We start from the raw sequence: 17,317 nt of genomic DNA, 5'->3' as shown, positions 1-17,317 counted from the left end.
CATCAGCGCAAGTCCGGTCGCGATCCGCCCCATGCCAGATCCGATCAGTCCAGCTTCGACCGACGGCCCCATCGCATTCCACGATCCGGCAAAACACAACTTCGTCCGCATGGTACGCAGCGCCGCTCACAGGGCGACATCTCCGGCCTGGCCACGCGGCGTTATCCCCGGACGTCAGAGCTTGATTGGAGAGATTCAAAGAAAGATCGCGTCGTCGGCGCGCTGTCGTCGAATCCCGATCGGCTCAACGGAATCAAAGCGATGATCCACCGTGTCGATCTCTGCAGCACTTTGCCGCAACGACATTCGATCAATTCCAAACTGGCTTCGCGCAATAGCTTTATAACAGAGTTGATACACGCAATGGCATTCGATTACTCCCCCTCACTCGACTTAGGGGTGAGCGATGAAATTCGTCCATGCCGGCGCCAATGCCGGTCGCGGTTCTGTGGCCAACGCACTGTTGCTGACCAGCGCATTGATTGCACCATTGGCGTGGCCTGCGGCGCAGGCCGCCGCGCAGGATGCCAAACCGCAGGCGACCCAGCTGCCCGCCGTCGAAGTCGCCGCCCCGGAGGCGAGCCGGCGCCAGGCGCAGCCTGCGCGCGACCGGAATCGCGCCGCCGCGGGCCCGTCGCGCCGCTCCGCGCAGCGTGCCACGCAAGCGCCGCAGCCAGCGCAGCCCACGCAGCGCGCGGTGTTCGAACGCGGCACCGATCCGGTGCCGGGCTTCGTCCCCAGCGTCAGCGCCAGCGGCACCAAGACCGACACCAAATTGATCGAGACGCCGCAGTCGGTGTCCGTGATCAGCCGCGACAATCTCGACGCGCGCGGCATCGACACCGTCGCGCAGGCGCTGCAGTACACCGCCGGCGTCGCGGTGCAGACCGGCGGCGCCGATCCGCGCTACGATCAGGCCCGCATCCGCGGCTTCGAGACCAACGGCTTCTCCAATTTCCGCGACGGCCTGCGCGACACCGCCAACGGCTCGGCGTATTTCTCGGTGTTCCGCAACGAGCCCTACGGCGTGCAGAGAATCGACGTCGTCAAGGGACCGAGCTCGGTGATGTACGGCCAGAGCCCGCCCGGCGGCCTGATCGATCTGATCAGCAAGCGTCCGACCGATCAGGCGTTCGGCGAAGTGGTCGGTCTGGTCGGGAGCGCCGACCGGCTGCAGGGCGCGTTCGACGTCGGCGGTCCGATCGACAAGGACAAGACCCTGCTCTATCGGCTGACCGGCGTGCTGCGGGATTCCGACGCGCAGATCGCCAAATTCTCCGACAAGGTCAAAGACGACCGCGCCTATATCGCGCCGGCGGTGACCTGGCGGCCGACCAACGATACCACGCTGACGATCCTCAGCGACTTTCAGCACGACGTGTTCGGCAATGCGTTTCCGGTTTCGGTCGGCGTCGTGCGCGGCGGCAAGATCGTCGACGTCAAGGCGCTGCCGTTGTTTCTCGGCGACCCGTCGTACAACACCTTCGATCAGACCCAATATCGGATCGGCTACCAGTTCGAGCATCGCTTCAGCGACGATCTGATCGTGCGCTCGCGTGCACGCTACGGCCATGTCGACCTGGAATATCGCTACATCACGTTTGCCGGCACGCCGCTCGACACCCAGACCGTATTTCCGCGGGTCTCACGCAAGGTGCTGGAGACCACCGACAGCTTCAACATCGACAACCACGTCATCGCCAAGGCCTCGACCGGCGCGCTGCAGCACACGGTGCTGATCGGCACCGATTATCAGGCGTTCGAACTGAGCGGCGACCAGTTCGGCGGCACCGCACCGTCGCTGAGCCGGATCAACCCGGTATACGGCCAGCAGATCGCGATTCCGACGACGCTGCTGCAGAGCTACAAGCAGAATCTGAACCAGGCCGGCATCTATCTGCAGGACCAGATCAAGCTGCAGAACTGGATCCTGACGCTCGGCGGCCGCTACGATGCCGCCCAGCAGACCACCATCAACCGCCTCAACGGCGTGCCACAGCCGAACGACGACACCGCCTTTACCAAGCGCGCCGGCCTCACCTACGTGTTCGACAACGGCATTGCGCCCTATGTCAGCTATTCCGAATCGTTCCTGCCGACCGCCGGCATCGACTTCAGCTCCAACGCCTTCAAGCCGACCAAGGGCAAGCAGTACGAAGGCGGCGTCAAGTTCCAGCCGAACCGCGATCTTCTGTTCACCGCGGCGGTGTTCGACCTGACCCAGGACAACGTGCTGACGGCCGATCCGCTGCACCTCAACTACAGCATCCAGACCGGCCAGGTGAAATCGCGCGGTTTCGAACTCGAACTGCTCGCCAAGCCGTTGCCCGGCCTGAACCTGCTGGCGACCTATACGCTGCAGAACCTGAAGAACACCGAAAGCAACAACGGCGACATCGGCAAGGTGCCGGTGCTGATCCCCCGCCATATGGCGTCGGCGTTCGTCGACTACACCCTGCAGAGCGGGCCGCTGGCCGGCTGGGGCTTCGGCGCCGGCTTCCGCTATGTCGGCGAGTCCTACATGGACATCCTCAACACGCTGACCAACGACGCCTACACCGTGTTCGACGCCGGGCTGCATTATCGCCAGCCGAAGGGCATCAATCTGGCGCTCAACGTCAAGAACATCGGCAACGACGACCATGCGCAGTGCACGGTGACCGGCGGCTGCCAGTACATCACCCCGCGGGTGGTCACCGCGACCGCGAGCTATCGCTGGTGACCGGAACACGCGCACTCAGGATCTGGAGCAAGGTCCACACCTGGACCTCACTGATCAGCATGCTGTTCATGCTGATGCTGTGCCTCACCGGCCTGCCGTTGATCTTCCATGAGGAGATCGAGGAACTGACGCAGCAACAATTCGCCGCGCCGAACCTGCCGGGCAACGTCCCGGCAGCGCCGGTCGACGACGTTGTGCGCGCTGCTCAGCAGGCCCGCCCCGGCGACCACGTGCTGTTCGTCACCTGGCGGGACGAGCAACCGGATACGGTCGTGGTCTCGATGTCGCCGACGCCAAAGCCGATGCGCGGCAAGTTCTATCGCCTGGTGATGGACGGCCGCACCAAAGCCGTGCTCGGCGAAGAGCGGCCGCAGCAGGGCGTGATGGACATCATCCTGCTGCTCCACAAGAACATGCTGCTCGAGCTGCCGGGCGAATTGTTCCTGGGCGCGATGGGCCTCTTGCTGGTCGTGTCGATCGTCTCCGGCGTCGTCGTCTACGCGCCGTTCATGCGCCGGCTCGACTTCGGCACCGTCCGTCAGCGCTCGCGGCGGCTGAAATGGCTCGACCTGCACAATCTGTTCGGCATCGTCACCACAGTCTGGCTGTTCGTGGTCGGGATCACAGGCGCGATCAACACGCTGGCCATGCCGATGTACGACTACTGGCGCGGCCAGGTGCTGCCGCCTCTGTTGGCACCTTATCGCGGTGCGCCGGTGGCCCACCCCTCCTCGCTGGATCAGGCGATCGCGCGGGTTCGCGCCGCTCTGCCGGAGGGGCGTCTTTCCTCGATCACGATGCCGACCGCGGAGAATTTTGGGAGCCCCCGCCATCTCGTGGTCTGGATGAAGGGCAACTCCGCGCTCACGGCTCTGATCGCCACCCCGACGCTGGTCGATGTCGATCAAACCGTGCCGGTGCTGGTGCCGCAGATGCCGTGGTACTTGACGCTGCTGCAGATGTCGCGGCCGCTGCATTTCGGCGACTATGGTGGGCTGCCCCTCAAAGTCCTCTGGGGGCTGCTCGACCTCGTCTGCATCGTCGTGCTGATCACCGGACTTTATCTCTGGGTCGCAAAGCAGCGCTTCGGCGGCAGCGTCCGCAGCCGCACCGCGGCGCCATCCGATGTGAGGCCGGCATGACCCCGCCCCGCAGAGCCTCGCACACCACCGCGCAGATCTTCGCCGCGCCGCTCGCGATCGGCGTCATCACCGCCCTCGGCCTGACGACGGCGCTGCTCGGCGACGGACTGTGGGACTGGATGTCGTGGGCCGCGCTAGCTTTGCCCGTCGCGGTGGCTGTGGTTTATTGGCAGATCGGCCCGAAGCGGGCCGAACCTCGTTAGAGCCTCAAGTGATCCCCGCACCATGCGTCATCGCCCGGCTCGTCCGGGCGACCCAGTATCGCAGAGCGCCGCCTGTTTAGAGCAGTTCTGTTTGTCATAGAATCCGAGCTGATCCACGCCGCCTGCCACACGCACAACCTCATGGTGAGGAGGCGCGTAGCGCCGTCTCGAACCATGTGACGCAGGCAATGCGTTGCCCCATCCTTCGAGACGCCCGGCTTCGCCTGGCTCCTCAGGATGAGGACTCAGTGCCTTCGGAAAGGTCGGATCGTTCAATCAAACGATGGACCGCTCTAGCTCGGCGAGCAAGACAATCGCTCTGGAATACTGGATCCCCGTTTTCGCGAGGATGACGGCTTAGGGTTGGGGTAGGCTCGACTCAAATTTCCCGCGTCATGCCCGGCCTTGTGCCGGGCATCCACGAACTTCGGCATAGCGTCGTGGCGAGACGTGGATGGCCGGGACGAGCCCGGCCATGACGGCGTTGAGAGACAACGGCTTCTAACTACTTCACCAGCTCACACCCGCCTTCCGCGATCGGCCGAAAGGCCTTGTCGGCGGCGATCGTCGAAACCAGGCGATAGTAGTCGTAAGGATATTTCGACTCCTCCGGCTTCTTCACCTCGAACAGATACATCGGATGCACCACGCGGCCGTCCGGGCGGATGGTGACGTCGCCGAACAGCTTGTCCTTGCCGCTGAATTTCTTCATCTGCGGGACGACATCCTTGGCATCGTCGCTTCCGGTGGCCGCGACGGCGTTGAGATAGGCCAAGGTCGAGGCGTAGACGCCGGCTTGGTTGCCGCTCGGCATCTTGCCGTTCATGCCGGGCCGCTGCGCGAACCGCTTGGCGAAGGCGCGCGTGTCATCGTTCGTGTCCCAATAGAACGCCTCCATCAGCTGCAGGCCCTGCGCCACCTTCAGGCCCATGCCGTGGATGTCGTTGATGAACAATAGGAACGCGACCAGCTTCTGCCCGCTCTGCTGGATGCCGAATTCGGCCGCCTGCTTGACGCTGTTGATGGTGTCGCCGCCGGCATTGGCGAGGCCGATCACGCCGGCCTTCGAAGATTGCGCCTGCAGCAGGAACGAGGCGAAGTCCGACGTACCGAGCGGATGCTTGGCGGAGCCGAGCACCTTGCCGCCATGCGCCTCGATGTACTTGGCGGCTTCGGCTTCGATGCCCTTGCCGAGCGCATAGTCCACCGTGATGAAGTACCAATCCTTGCCGCCACGCTGCATCATCGCAGCGGCGGTGGTGTTGCCGGTCGCCCAGGTGTCGTTGACCCACTGGATGGTGTTGGGCGAGCAGGCCTTGCCGGTGAGATCGGAGCTCGCCGTCGACGACGCCAGGAACGTCATCTTGGTGCCGCGCAGCAGCGTGTTGATCGACAGCCCGACCGCCGAATTCGGCACGTCGACGATGGCATCGACGCCCTCATTGTCGAGCCAGCGGCGGGCGATGGCGTTGCCGACATCGGCCTTGTTCTGGTGATCGGAATAGACGATCTCGACCTTGAGGTTCTTGCCGCCGCCGGCGAAGTCTTCGGCGGCCATCCGCGCCGCTTCCACCGAGCCCATGCCGTTGGTATCCTGGAAAATGCCGGAAATGTCGTTGAGCACGCCGACGCGCACGACGTTTCCGGAGATCTCGGCGTTGGCGGTGCCGCACAACAGGCACGCGGCCGCGAGGCCGAGCAGGCCCTTGGTGATGGTCATGTCTCTCTCCCTGAGATGATGTTGTTCGTTTGGTGACGCCGCCGGTCGTTGCCAGCGACGGTGGTCTCGGAACTAATCGTCTAGAACTGCCGGTCCGGAATCCGCACCACCAGCCCGTCGAGGTCGTCGGTCAGCTTGATCTGGCATGACAGCCGGCTGTTCGGCAGCCGCTCGGCGGCCGTGCCGTCGAGCAGATCGTCCTCGTTGCCGTCGACCGGCGGCAGCTTGCTCAGCCCCTCGTCGACATAGACGTGGCAGGTTGCGCAGACGGCGTTGCCGCCGCATTCGGCAACGATGCCGTCGAGCCCCAGGCTCAGCGCGGCATACATCGCGGTGTCGCCGACCGCGGCCTCGGCGGTGCGGCGTTCGCCATCGGGAAGAATGAACGTGATATTCGGCATGGTGCTCTCTCAGGCAGGCGTCAGTTGGATCGGCAGGTTTTCCAGCCCGCGCAGCGTGTTGTTGAAGCGGCGCTTCAAAGGCCCGGCGATCTCGATCGCCTTGACCTTCCGCGCCAGCGCGGCGAGCACCACCTCACCCTCGAGCCGGGCGACGAGCTGACCGACGCACATGTGCACGCCCGAGCCGAAGCCGACATGGCCCGAGGTCTTGCGAGTGATGTCGTAGCGGTCCGGATCGTCCCAGCGCCGCGGATCGCGATTGGCGGAGCCGAGGAACATCAGCACCTTCTCCCCCTCGCCGATCGTGGCGCCTGCAAGTTCGACGTCACGCGTCGTGGTGCGGAAGAAGGTCTGCACCGGACTCTCGAACCGCACCGCTTCTTCGAAGGCGTTGCGGGCCAGCGACGCATCGGCGCGCAGCCGCGCGAACTCGTCCGGAAAACGCGCCAGGCAGTACACCGCCGCCGCGATGCCGTTGACGGTGGTGTCGAGGCCCGCCGAGAGCAGCGACCGCACCAGCAGCGGGGCCTCCTCGGGCGTGATCTCGCCGGTGTCGCTGAAGGCGTGAATACAGGCCCCGAACCCGCCAGGCGCGAGGTTCGGCCGCTGGCACTGCTCGGCCACATAGGCCTGATGCGGCGCCGAGCGTTCGATCGCGCTCTGCCGCAATTCGTTCGGCGGTCCGAACGCGTTGAACACGAGACCCGCATAGGGCAGCAGATTCTCGCGCCCCTCCTGCTTCAAGCCCATCGCATCGGGAAACACCGACAAGGGATAGGCCTCGGCAAGATCGGCGATCGCATCGATATTGCCGCCGCGACCCAGCAGCTCGTCGATCTTGGCGTCCGCCGCCGCCGCGAAGCCGTCGCGCAGCCGCTTCATCGTCGCCGGCGACAGCACCTTGCTCAGCACCGCGCGGGTGCGGGTATGCGCCGGCGGATCGGCCTCGAGGATCAGGCTCGGCGGCCGCCACGGCTTCTCCTTCTTGAAATCGCTCAGGCCGACCCCGCGGCTGGAGCAGAAGGTGAGCGGATCGTTGAGCACCGCATAGACCTCGGCGTAACGCGCGACGCCATAGACGCTCCACTTGTCGAGATAGACCACCGGACCCGCCTCGCGCAGCGTCTCCTGCTCCGGATAGGGATCGGCGAAGTAGTCCAGCGCGAACGGATCGATACCGAGATGCGGAACACCGACGCCGTCGTGGGACGGCGTGGTAACCGGCACCGATGAGGGAGCCGTGGTCATGTTGTCCTCCTCAATCGCCACTTGTGAAATGCCGTGGCATGTCCTTATGTCGGCGCATGCATTCGCAGCCGACATCCCCATGACTGGTGCATCCCGTCCGCCAAAATCCCGGCGATCTGCCGCGGCCGCGCCGAGCCCGGAAGGCCTTACGCTCGATCTGGAGCGTTACGTTCCGGCGTTCATCACCTTCATCGCCAACAAGCTGTCGAACAGCGCCACGGCGTTCTATCAGGGCAATTTCGGCGTCAACGTCACGGAATGGCGGATCATGTCGCTGCTGGCGATCGAGCCCGGCATTTCGGCGGCGCGGATCTGTCAGGTGATCGGCTTCAACAAGGGACCGGTCAGCCGCACGCTGTCCGACATGCAGTCGCGCGGGCTGATCACCATCCGCGTCGATCCGAACGACGCCCGCACGCATTCGATCTCGCTGACCGGAAAGGGTCGCGCCACCCACGACAAGGTGATCGTCGCCGCGCTGGAGCGCGAACGGAAGCTGATGTCGTGCCTGAGTGCGGACGAGCAGGAAGTGCTGATCGATCTGTTGCGCCGGCTGCACAACAACCTCGGCGCGGTCACCGGCGAAACCGCCTGAGCCGAGACGCAGCGCTCCACGCCGTGCATCCTGCTTGCGCCTGATCGCGGACGCGACTCCGCGATAGCCGGCCGCTGTGCTGCCGAGCATGTCTCCTCCCCAAAACCGGCGACTGGGTCGCTCTTGTTCAGAACAATTCTCACAGATCAGTTGCCTTGGCAACGAATAAGTTGGCGCGTGTTTCGGCACGCGCGACGGGCTCGTTCGCAAGCGCGAACAAGCTCCGTGCATCACCGATGAGTCACCAATGAAGTTTGGATACCGGTACTGGATCAGTAACCGGCATTGGCCGGCTACATCTGCCGCCAGAACAGCCCGATCGTCAGCGCGAGGCCGAGCACGACGACGCCGATTCTGAGCATGGTTTCGTTGACCCGGCGCAGCACCCAGACGCCGAGCAAGTAACCGACGGTCGAGGACACCGCGAGCACCAGCGCCTCCAGCCACTTCACCTCGGGCGAGAACGCGAACATCGCCACCGCCGAGGCGTTCATCGCCGCCGCCAGCGCATTCTTGGTGGCGCCGGCGTTGCGCGCCGTCATGCCGGCGATCGACAGCGCCGCCATCATCAGAAAGCCGATGCCGCCGCCGAAGTAACCGCCATAGATCGAGATCAAAAACTGAATGCCGATCAGCACCGGCGCGCCGACCTGCCCGGCTTGCGCGGTCGGTTTGCGGCCGAAGCTGCCCCAGGCGAACATCGCGGTGGCGAACAGCACCAGCCACGGGATCATCTTGGCGAACACCGTCGGCGGCGTGATCAAGAGCAGCAGCGCACCGGCCGCACCACCGGCGAGGCTGGTGAACACCAGCGCCCGGAAGCTGACCTCGCCGACGCCGCGGACCATGCCGCGGCCGGCGTAGCCGGATGCGAGCTGGCCGGGAAACAGCGCGACCGTCGAGGTGATATTCGCCGACAGCGGCGTCATCCCGGCGAACAGCAGCGCCGGGAGGGTCACAAACGACCCGCCGCCCGCGAGCGTGTTCTGAACGCCGGCCCACAGGCCGGCGACGGCGATGATGATCAGCGCGGTCATGCAAGTCCTTCGTCAGAAGCAGCGGCGGGCGCCGCCGGCGGCGAGAGCAGCGGAGCTACCTCGGCCGTTGTTTCAGCTTGGCGCGCTTCGGCAGCAGGGCCGGCCACGACACGATGTGATCTTCGAGTTCCTCGACCGGGACCTCGGTCTCGGTCCGCTCCACCCGCCCGCGCACCGAGACCCCGGCCTCGTGCACGGTGTTCGGATCGCCGGAGATCAGCGGGTGCCACCAGTACAGGTCACGCCCCTCGGCGACGAGCTTGTAGGCGCAGCTCGGCGGCAGCCAGGTCAGCTCGCGAACCTCTTTCGGAGTGAGCCGCACGCAGTCCGGCACCCGGTCCGACCGGTTCGGATAGTCCTGGCAGGCGCAGGCGCCCGCATCGAGCAGCCGGCAGCCGACCTCGGTGAAATAGATCCGCCCGGAGTCCTCGTCCTCGAGCTTTTCCAGGCAGCAGCGCGCGCAGCCGTCGCACAGGCTCTCCCACTCGGTCGGCGAGAGCTGTTCCAACGTCTTGGTCTTCCAGAAGAAACCGTCCTGGGCCGACGGCTTCTTGGGGCGCGCGGTCATACCTGAATGCTGCTTTGCGGCGATGAAGCGCCGTTCTAGGAGGAGTTTGCCCGGCGGCGCAAGCGCTTAGCCGGTATGGCGGCATGCGGAACCGCTGCCCCGCCCCCCGGAGGCGCCGAAAAATCCCTGCACCACCATTGGTTTATCGGGCATGCTCGGCTACAACGAATCAGATTCCCGAAGCCTGTCGCCTCGCCTTGCGATCGCCGCAACATTGCGCAAGACGAACAGCGCCTGTGCGGCGTGCTGATGTGATTGGTCGAACCCGGTGCCGAAGATTCTGCCAGACAATTGGAAGCAGCGGGTCCGGAACTGGTTTCTGGATCTCGACGCTCGCCTCGATTCGACGCTGTTCTCCTCAGCCGTCGGTATCCGAGAACTGTGGGAGCGGTTCTCGACCTATATGGACCGCTTCTATGTCGGCGGCTGGAAGCGCTGGGTGTTCATCGAGCCGCTGTCGGAAGCCGCCTCGATCGGCCTGCTCGGCCTGATCGCACTGCTGGCGCTGGCGCAGCCGGCGTTTCGCGAAACCGCCGACGAGGACTGGCTGAAGAAGTCTGACCTCGCCGTCACGTTTCTGGACCGCTACGGTAATCCGATCGGCAGCCGCGGCATCAAACACAACGACGCGATCCCGCTCGAAGACTTTCCTGACAATCTGATCAAGGCCACCCTCGCCACCGAGGACCGGCGGTTCTACGACCATTTCGGCATCGACGTCGCCGGCACGCTGCGCGCGCTGGTGACCAACGCCCAGGCCGGCGGCGTGCGCCAGGGTGGCTCCTCGATCAGCCAGCAGCTCGCCAAGAACCTGTTCCTGTCCAACGAGCGCACGCTCGAACGCAAGATCAACGAAGCGTTCCTGGCGATCTGGCTGGAAACCCGGCTGACCAAGAACGAGATCCTGAAGCTGTATCTCGACCGCGCCTATATGGGCGGCGGCACCTTCGGCGCCGACGGTGCGGCGCATTTCTACTTCAACAAGTCGGTGCGCGACATCAACCTCGCCGAGGCGGCGATGCTCGCCGGCCTGTTCAAGGCGCCGACCAAATACGCTCCGCACATCAACCTGCCGGCGGCGCGTGCCCGCGCCAACCAGGTGCTCGACAATCTGGTCGACGCCGGCTTCATGACCGAGGGCCAGGTGTTCGGCGCCCGGCGCAATCCGGCCTCGGTGGTCGACCGCCGCGACGAGAATTCGCCGAACTACTATCTCGACTGGGCGTTCGACGAGGTCCGCAAGATCGTCGACACTTTCCCGAAGTCGTACACTGAACGCGTGTTCGTGGTTCGCACCGCGATCGACATGAACGTGCAGCGCGCCGCCGAGGGTGCGATCGAGAACCAGCTCCGCCAGTTCGGGCGCGATTACCACGCGACCCAGGCGGCGACGGTCGTGGCCGATCTCGACGGCGGCGTCCGCGCCATGGTCGGCGGCCGCGACTACGGCGCCAGTCAGTTCAACCGCGCGGTCGACGCCTATCGCCAGCCCGGCTCGTCGTTCAAGCCTTACGTCTACACCACCGCTCTGCTCAACGGCTTCAAGCCGAACTCGATCGTGGTCGACGGCCCGGTCTGCCTCGGCAACTGGTGCCCGCAGAACTATGGCCACTCCTATTCCGGTTCGGTGACGCTGACCCAGGCGATCACCCGCTCGATCAACGTCGTGCCGGTGAAGCTGTCGATCGCGATCGGCGGCAATCCGAAGAACCAGTGGGACTCGGCCAAGAAGGGCCGCGCCAAGATCGTCGAGGTGGCGCGCCGCTTCGGCCTCACCGCGCCGCTGCCGGACACGCCGTCGCTGCCGATCGGCGCCGACGAAGTCACCGTCGTCGAGCACGCGGTGGCCTACGTCACCTTCCCCAACAAGGGCATTGCGGTGACCCCGCATGCGGTGCTGGAAATCCGCACCGGCGCCGGCGATCTGGTGTGGCGCTGGGACCGCGACGGCCCGCAGCCGAAGCGGGCGATCCCGGCCAACATCGCCGCCGACATGGCCGGGATGATGAGCCACGTGGTCACCGAGGGCACCGCGCGCCGCGCCCGCCTCGACGGCATTCCGGCCGCCGGTAAGACCGGCACCACCAACAATTATCGCGACGCCTGGTTCGTCGGCTACACCGGCAATTTCGCCTGCGCGGTGTGGTACGGCAACGACGACTACTCGCCGACCAACCGGATGACCGGCGGCTCGCTGCCGGCCCAGACCTGGCACGACATTATGACCGCCGCGCATCAGGGCGTGGAGGTCAAAGAGCTGGCCGGCGTCGGCATGGGCGAGAAGCTGCCGGCAGAGCCCGGCACACGCCCCACCGGCGCCGAGACCGCAGACGTCAAGCAGGCGCCGCCGGTGCTGACACGGCGCGGCGCCGAGATCCTGGTGCGTGTCGAAAAAATGCTCGACCAGACCTTCCATTCGCTCGATACAGGTCCGGCTGCGACACCCGCCCAGACCGGACGCAAAGTCTCGTCGGACGGGGCGGGATTCACCGACAGCCTGGCGGCTGCGTCGAGCGACGCGCCGGCCGCGCGCAAGAACTAAACGCAACGATGGCGGCTGCGACGACATCGGGGATGGCTGCAACGTGCGCCTGATAATCCTCACTCTCCTGACGCTGCTGATCGCCGCCGGCGTCGGCCTCGGCGCCACCTGGACCACCGCCACCATCGGCACCGATCTCGGTTCGCTGACGATCGGCGCCTGGACCGCGCGGCCGCGCGTCGGCACCGCCGAAGTCGACCCCTACACCCGCGCGGCGATCGTGCGCAGCGGCACATTGCCGGTCGGCGCCGGCGACGGCATCTCGTTCCTTGCCACCGCCGACGACGCCAAGCGCCCGCTCGACGGCCGCTGCGACGTTGAAGTCAGCGGCGTGACGCCGGCGGCCCGGTTCTGGACCCTGACGCTGTACGATCCGCGCGGCAATCTGGTCGCCAATACGCTGGAGCGTTACGGCTTCACCAGCCAGGAGATCATTCGCGACGCCGACGGCAAGTTCAAGATCCGGATCGCGGCGCGCGCCCGCGGCGGCAACTGGCTGCCGACCGGCGGCGTCGACCGCTATTGGCTGATGCTGCGGCTGTACGACACGCCGGTCGGTATCGCCACCCGGACCCAACGCGACGCGCCGATGCCGGCGGTCGCCACCATCGGCTGCCCATGATCCGCTTCGCCATCGCCATCATCGCCGGTCTGGTGCTCGGCGGCATCGTGCATCTGGTCACCATCCTGGTGCTGCCGCGGATCGCCGGCCAGGACGCCTACGCCCGGCTGACGCCGCTGACCCAGGTCAACGCGGTGACGCAACTGCCGGACGTCACGCCGAACGGCGCGCCGCTGCCGCTGCTCGATCCGGCGTTCGCGATGGCGGTGTGCCGCTACGATCTGTCGAACGGTCCGATCAAGCTGGCAGTGCCGGTGAGCCAGGCCTACACCGCGGTGTCGTTCTACACCCGCAACGAAGTCGCCTACTACGCGATCAACGACCGCTCCGCCGGCCGCAAGGTGATCGAGCTCGACCTGATGACCGCCGAGCAGCACGCCGACATGCCCGAGGAAGAGGACGTCACCGCGGCCGACCGGCTGATCATCGACTCTCCCACTCCCACCGGTCTGATCGTGATGAAGGCGCTTGCCTCAGAACCCGGTCTGATGCCGCAGGCGCGCGCCGCGCTCAAAGCCGCGTCCTGCAAAGTGCAGCCGGAGCCGCGGGCCAAGTCGCAATCCTGATTGCAGGAGCGCCTCCCTTCGGCGCTGATCGTCAGGTGCCCTTGGCGCGTGGAAACGTGCCCAGCTCCTCGATGTTGTAGCCTTCCGGATAGGTCCGGCCACCGATCTCCTGCCACTTCGGTGCCCGGCGCTTCGGCAACAGCTTCAGGATCGCGCGGCGCAAGCCCAGTCCGCCCAACGCCAGCGCGCGCAACGGAAGGGACGGATACTTGAAGCCGAGCGCCTCGACGAGCGGCCGGTCAACGATGGCCAGCGCAACCTGCCGTCCGCCGCGATGCAGAATGCGCGGGACGAAGTAATCAGACAGCACCAGGTCGATCGTGCGTTCCGAGATCAACCGGTTCGACGGCGCATAGACGAACCGGGTCCGCTCGAACTCGTCCGCGAACGCGCGAAACGAGTGAATATCCGGATATAGAGCATCGATGCCCATCCGGTGCCCGAACTCGTTCCAATACACGAACCACAGATGCTGTTCGGCGTCGGTCATCGGCCGATGGCCGAAGCGGCCGACCCAGTCGATCGGCGAAAACACGAATGTCGACAGCACGTACAGGTAGTCGTCATTGGCGATGCGAAAGCGACCATGCATCGCGTTGATACGACCGAACGAGCGACGCGCTCGGTCGCTGTCGAGACCGTTGCGCAGCACCTCGCGGATCAGCAGCGCGGTGTCGTCGTAGCGCTTCGAGACGCGCTCTGAGAATTCGCCCGTGCGCGCCAGAAGGCCGGAAATCGACGGCACCGCGTAAGTGCGGAGCAGCGCGAACTCCAGCGCCTTGTTGATGTCCCACGGAAAATCGATGTGAGCCAGGCGCCAGACGGTGCGCTGGGCTTCTGCCAGTTCGGGCGCGCCGTCCGGCGCGGCCAGTCCGTCGGCGCTCGTGACCTGCGGCACAAGGGAATCGATCATCGGCGCTTCCTCCAAAGCGACGCACAGAGTGGTTCGCTGAGCAGCGCACGGTCTTGCGTACAGAGGCTGAGGACTGGGATCGGAAGACGGTGCTGCGATCTCGCCTGATCGCGACAGAAAGATCCGCCGCTCTATCCCTTGCGCACAACAGCGGCGCCTTGCGCCGGCGGCCTGACGACGAGGCCGATGTTGTTGGCCTGTGCTTCGAGTTCGGCGATCAGGCGATCGGCGTCAGCGGCGATGCCATCGGGCGCCATGATCACCAGCCGTTCCAGTGCCCAGCGATACGACGACGCGCGGCGGCGCAAGCACTGCTGCACCCATTGCACGATGAGCGAGTTCTCTTCCATTCGCGCCACCGCGTCCTCGCGCTCGCGCGGCGACAGATCGGAGATGTATTTCAGGCTGGCATTGCGCTTCTGGTCGAGCTCGAGTACCCGCGCGGCGGTGAACTGAAACGGCTCGAACATCGTCAGATCGTTGCGCACGTCCTGGATCAGCTCGTTGTAGCGCGAGGCGTGCGAGCGGTGCGGCTCGTCGATCAGCAGCTTGCCGTAGGCAGTGCGGTCGAACGGCGGCTGCTGCCGCCACGGCGCGGCGATCGGCTGGTAGTCGCCGAACACGCTCTTCCACGCCGGGCGCGCGTGCGGCGGCTCGATCAGCGGATACGCCATGTCGCGCATCGTGCGCTCTTGGTCGGTGAGCTGAAACGCCGACGCCTTCAGGCCGATGCTGCCGGTCGCCTCCGCGCCGATCCAGCGGTGCATGTCGTCGGTAACGAAATCGCGCCGGGTGCGGCCGAAATCGCCGCCGGCGCAGCCGCCGAGCGCGAAGGTTGCCAGGATGGAGATGAGGAGAGCCGCCCGGGCGGCCCCGCCCCGGATCAGGACCGGACGGCTGACCGCGGACATCGACGACCGCCCCGGTTCAGGGGCGAGCGCGGCGGCGCCGACGCCGGCCAGGCGCATCGCCCTGCTTCGGTGTGCCATCGCTGCCCGCTTCTGCATGGCGCTCGATCCGGACCACCGGAAGGATCGTCACGGTGGCGGAGCGATCCGGCGACGCGATCATGGGCGAGCCCGGCCGCCGCGTTGCCGCATCTGCCGGAAATTCAATGATGGTGCCCATTCCGGTCTCTCCCGCGTCCTTTCCCGAGCCGATCACCGCGCGCCGCATTAAGGAGCCGTTATGGTTAATGCACTGTTAATGGCAGAGCGCCTCCCGGTTGCAACCGGGGCGGGTGCGGTGTTAGCGTCACGGTCGGGGATGGGGAACCTGACGTCGACGTGAGGCTTGTGACCTCCATGATCGAGATTCCGCCAGCCGATCTCCGTGCCCGTACACTCCCTGCTTTGGGCGCCCAGCCGATCGCGATTGCGGCCGCCGCACTGCTGCTGATCGTCGCCGGGATCGGCACGATCTTCCTGTGGCGCATCGCCAGCACAACCAGCCCCGAACAGGAGCGGATCGCCAACGGACGCCAAGTGCAGGCCCGCGTCGCGCAGACCTCCGAACAACTCGTGGAGCGCACCAAGGGGCTGGAGCTGACGCAGCAGCAATCGATCGACCAGTTGCAGGCCCTGCAGGATCAACTCCACGATATCCAGGCGCTGGTCGCGGCGCAGCGCAGCGAGATCCGCAAACTATCCGAACAGGTCGGGCAGATCGGCACGGACCTCGACAGTCTGCGCCAATCCTTCGCCCAGGCGCAGCCTGCCGACACCGCCGAACGGCCGGCGATCCGCCGCAAGCCGGCCGCACGCCCCCATCGCGCCACCCGCAGCAGGGCGGCCAAACCGCACGCAGCCAAATCGCAACGTAAATCCGTGAAACCGCGCCGATAGCTCGAATTGCACACCGCCGCTTAACCAATTTGCGACCAAGTTCGCAGGTCAAGCAGCGAGTATGTGTAGGAGTTGACGATGCGTAAATTTGCGGTGCTGGCGGCCGGCTGTAGCACGCTTGCCGTTCTGGTCGGACTCGGCGCCGGCCGCGCGTGGTTCAGCCTCCCCTCTGGCAAGATCGACGCAGCTCACGCCTCGGCGACTTCCGAAGACGTCATCACCGGCACCATCGCGTCACGCTGGCCGGTTCCCGGCGGAGCGCCGCCGCGCGCTGCCCAGGAGCCTGCGCCGGCCATCCAGCCAGCCCGCGCCACGACAGATCCGGCGATCGGCGCCAAACCCGCCGCGCTCCCCTCGCCCGCCCCCGCCCCGTCGCGGCAGGTCTGCAACAATCCGAACGCGCTCGGGATTTCGCGGACCGTCGAAATCGACACCACCGGCGGCCCGGGGCTCGGCATGTCGCAATATCGCGACTACGACTTCCTGCAGCCCGGCGAAGTCGCGCTGACGTTCGACGACGGACCGTGGCCGGTGAACACCCCGGCAGTGCTGGCCGCGCTCGCGGCGCAATGCGTCAAGGCGGTATTCTTCCCGATCGGCAAACATGCGAGCTGGCACCCGGCGATCCTCAAGCAGGTGATTGCCGCCGGCCATACCGTGGGCTCGCACACCTGGTCGCACGTCAATCTCGCCAGCAAGCCGTTCGCCGAAGCCAAGAACGAAATCGAGAAGGGCATCAGCGGCGTGGCGCTGGCGGCCGGGCAGCCGACCGCACCGTTCTTCCGCTTCCCGCAACTGCGGCAGACGCCGGAGCTGAAGACGTATCTCGGCGAGCGCAACATCGCGGCGTTCTCGATCGACGTCGATTCCGAGGATTTCCGGATTCACAAGCCCGACCAGCTCGTCGCGGGCGTGATGACGAAGCTGAAGAAGGCCGGCAAAGGCATCCTGCTGATGCACGACTTCCAGAAGTCGACTGCGCAGGCGCTGCCCGAACTACTCGCCCAGCTCAAGGCCGGCGGCTACAAGATGGTATTCATCACCGCCAAGGACAAAGTGACGACGCTGCCGGAATACGACGCCCAGGTCGCCCCGGCCCAGCCCACCGCCAGCGCCGCCAAGCCGATCGCCAAAGTGATCCGCACCGTCGATTAGCAATCGTCCCTGACCCGACGTGGGATCTCGACAGAACGG

17 protein-coding genes are annotated in these 17,317 nt (G+C 65.8%); 9 read left to right on the top strand and 8 right to left on the bottom strand.

Annotation, left to right across the window (positions count from 1 at the left end):
* Positions 1 to 406 precede the first annotated feature (406 nt).
* Genes DY468_RS05020 through DY468_RS05010 form a run of 3 tightly spaced genes read left to right on the top strand, consistent with a single transcriptional unit; the run spans position 407 to position 4,067 of the window.
* Complete coding sequence (locus tag DY468_RS05020) at positions 407 to 2,722, top strand: TonB-dependent siderophore receptor (RefSeq protein WP_164602972.1); 2,316 nt, start codon at positions 407 to 409, stop codon at positions 2,720 to 2,722.
* Complete coding sequence (locus DY468_RS05015) at positions 2,719 to 3,864, top strand: PepSY-associated TM helix domain-containing protein (RefSeq protein WP_164602970.1); 1,146 nt, start codon at positions 2,719 to 2,721, stop codon at positions 3,862 to 3,864. The genes DY468_RS05020 and DY468_RS05015 overlap by 4 nt, the downstream gene beginning before the upstream one ends.
* Positions 3,861 to 4,067: a hypothetical protein gene (locus DY468_RS05010; RefSeq protein ID WP_164602968.1), complete on the top strand. Its 207-nt coding sequence runs from the start codon at positions 3,861 to 3,863 to the stop codon at positions 4,065 to 4,067. The genes DY468_RS05015 and DY468_RS05010 overlap by 4 nt, the downstream gene beginning before the upstream one ends.
* Positions 4,068 to 4,572: 505 nt before the next feature.
* Here DY468_RS05010 and DY468_RS05005 read toward each other — a convergent pair.
* The 3 genes from DY468_RS05005 to DY468_RS04995 all read right to left on the bottom strand — a co-directional run bounded on the left by DY468_RS05005 (position 4,573) and on the right by DY468_RS04995 (position 7,436).
* Positions 4,573 to 5,787, bottom strand: coding sequence for an ABC transporter substrate-binding protein (locus DY468_RS05005; protein WP_164602966.1), 1,215 nt, complete (start codon positions 5,785 to 5,787; stop codon positions 4,573 to 4,575).
* 80 nt (positions 5,788 to 5,867) lie between these two features.
* On the bottom strand, positions 5,868 to 6,188 hold the full coding sequence (locus DY468_RS05000; RefSeq protein WP_164602965.1) for a 2Fe-2S iron-sulfur cluster-binding protein: 321 nt from the start codon (positions 6,186 to 6,188) through the stop codon (positions 5,868 to 5,870).
* A gap of 9 nt (positions 6,189 to 6,197) precedes the next feature.
* Positions 6,198 to 7,436, bottom strand: a complete 1,239-nt coding sequence (locus tag DY468_RS04995; protein WP_164602963.1) for a cytochrome P450 — start codon at positions 7,434 to 7,436, stop codon at positions 6,198 to 6,200.
* 79 nt (positions 7,437 to 7,515) lie between these two features.
* Here DY468_RS04995 and DY468_RS04990 point away from each other — a divergent pair, with 79 nt between their 5' ends.
* Positions 7,516 to 8,031: a MarR family winged helix-turn-helix transcriptional regulator gene (locus tag DY468_RS04990; RefSeq protein ID WP_164602961.1), complete on the top strand. Its 516-nt coding sequence runs from the start codon at positions 7,516 to 7,518 to the stop codon at positions 8,029 to 8,031.
* A gap of 293 nt (positions 8,032 to 8,324) precedes the next feature.
* On the opposite strand, the gene DY468_RS04985 is transcribed toward DY468_RS04990, so the two are convergent.
* Together DY468_RS04985 and DY468_RS04980 are read right to left on the bottom strand one after the other, a co-directional pair.
* Positions 8,325 to 9,068, bottom strand: a complete 744-nt coding sequence (locus DY468_RS04985; protein WP_164602959.1) for a sulfite exporter TauE/SafE family protein — start codon at positions 9,066 to 9,068, stop codon at positions 8,325 to 8,327.
* Between the two features lie 55 nt (positions 9,069 to 9,123).
* The gene (locus DY468_RS04980; RefSeq protein WP_164602957.1) at positions 9,124 to 9,636 is read right to left on the bottom strand and encodes a YcgN family cysteine cluster protein; all 513 of its coding nucleotides are present in this window, start codon (positions 9,634 to 9,636) and stop codon (positions 9,124 to 9,126) included.
* A gap of 268 nt (positions 9,637 to 9,904) precedes the next feature.
* Here DY468_RS04980 and DY468_RS04975 point away from each other — a divergent pair, with 268 nt between their 5' ends.
* The 3 genes from DY468_RS04975 to DY468_RS04965 are packed head-to-tail and all read left to right on the top strand — an operon-like array spanning position 9,905 to position 13,366.
* Positions 9,905 to 12,178, top strand: coding sequence for a transglycosylase domain-containing protein (locus DY468_RS04975; protein WP_164602955.1), 2,274 nt, complete (start codon positions 9,905 to 9,907; stop codon positions 12,176 to 12,178).
* A gap of 43 nt (positions 12,179 to 12,221) precedes the next feature.
* Positions 12,222 to 12,800 (top strand): DUF1214 domain-containing protein, encoded by a 579-nt coding sequence (locus DY468_RS04970; protein ID WP_164602953.1) that lies wholly within the window; start codon positions 12,222 to 12,224, stop codon positions 12,798 to 12,800.
* Positions 12,797 to 13,366 carry a DUF1254 domain-containing protein gene (locus DY468_RS04965; RefSeq protein ID WP_164602951.1) on the top strand — a complete coding sequence of 190 codons (570 nt, stop codon included), beginning with the start codon at positions 12,797 to 12,799 and terminating at the stop codon, positions 13,364 to 13,366. The genes DY468_RS04970 and DY468_RS04965 overlap by 4 nt, the downstream gene beginning before the upstream one ends.
* 31 nt (positions 13,367 to 13,397) lie before the next feature.
* On the opposite strand, the gene DY468_RS04960 is transcribed toward DY468_RS04965, so the two are convergent.
* The 3 genes from DY468_RS04960 to DY468_RS04950 all read right to left on the bottom strand — a co-directional run bounded on the left by DY468_RS04960 (position 13,398) and on the right by DY468_RS04950 (position 15,407).
* Entirely contained in the window at positions 13,398 to 14,279 is an 882-nt protein-coding gene (locus tag DY468_RS04960; protein WP_164602950.1) for an oxygenase MpaB family protein, read from the bottom strand.
* A gap of 131 nt (positions 14,280 to 14,410) precedes the next feature.
* Positions 14,411 to 15,190, bottom strand: a complete 780-nt coding sequence (locus DY468_RS04955) for a hypothetical protein (RefSeq protein ID WP_164602948.1) — start codon at positions 15,188 to 15,190, stop codon at positions 14,411 to 14,413.
* A 16-nt stretch (positions 15,191 to 15,206) separates the two neighbouring features.
* Entirely contained in the window at positions 15,207 to 15,407 is a 201-nt protein-coding gene (locus DY468_RS04950) for a hypothetical protein (protein WP_164602946.1), read from the bottom strand.
* A 176-nt stretch (positions 15,408 to 15,583) separates the two neighbouring features.
* Between DY468_RS04950 and DY468_RS04945 the strand changes: the two genes are divergently transcribed.
* Positions 15,584 to 16,123 (top strand): DUF1664 domain-containing protein, encoded by a 540-nt coding sequence (locus DY468_RS04945; protein ID WP_164602944.1) that lies wholly within the window; start codon positions 15,584 to 15,586, stop codon positions 16,121 to 16,123.
* A gap of 78 nt (positions 16,124 to 16,201) precedes the next feature.
* The gene (locus DY468_RS04940) at positions 16,202 to 17,278 is read left to right on the top strand and encodes a polysaccharide deacetylase family protein (RefSeq protein ID WP_164602942.1); all 1,077 of its coding nucleotides are present in this window, start codon (positions 16,202 to 16,204) and stop codon (positions 17,276 to 17,278) included.
* Positions 17,279 to 17,317 lie beyond the last annotated feature (39 nt).

The sequence above is a fragment of the Rhodopseudomonas sp. BR0M22 genome, from assembly GCF_010907035.1.
In the GTDB taxonomy this organism is placed as follows: domain Bacteria; phylum Pseudomonadota; class Alphaproteobacteria; order Rhizobiales; family Xanthobacteraceae; genus Rhodopseudomonas.
The sequence above is the reverse complement of the archived record's forward strand: the minus strand, read 5'-3'. Positions and strand labels throughout refer to the sequence as shown.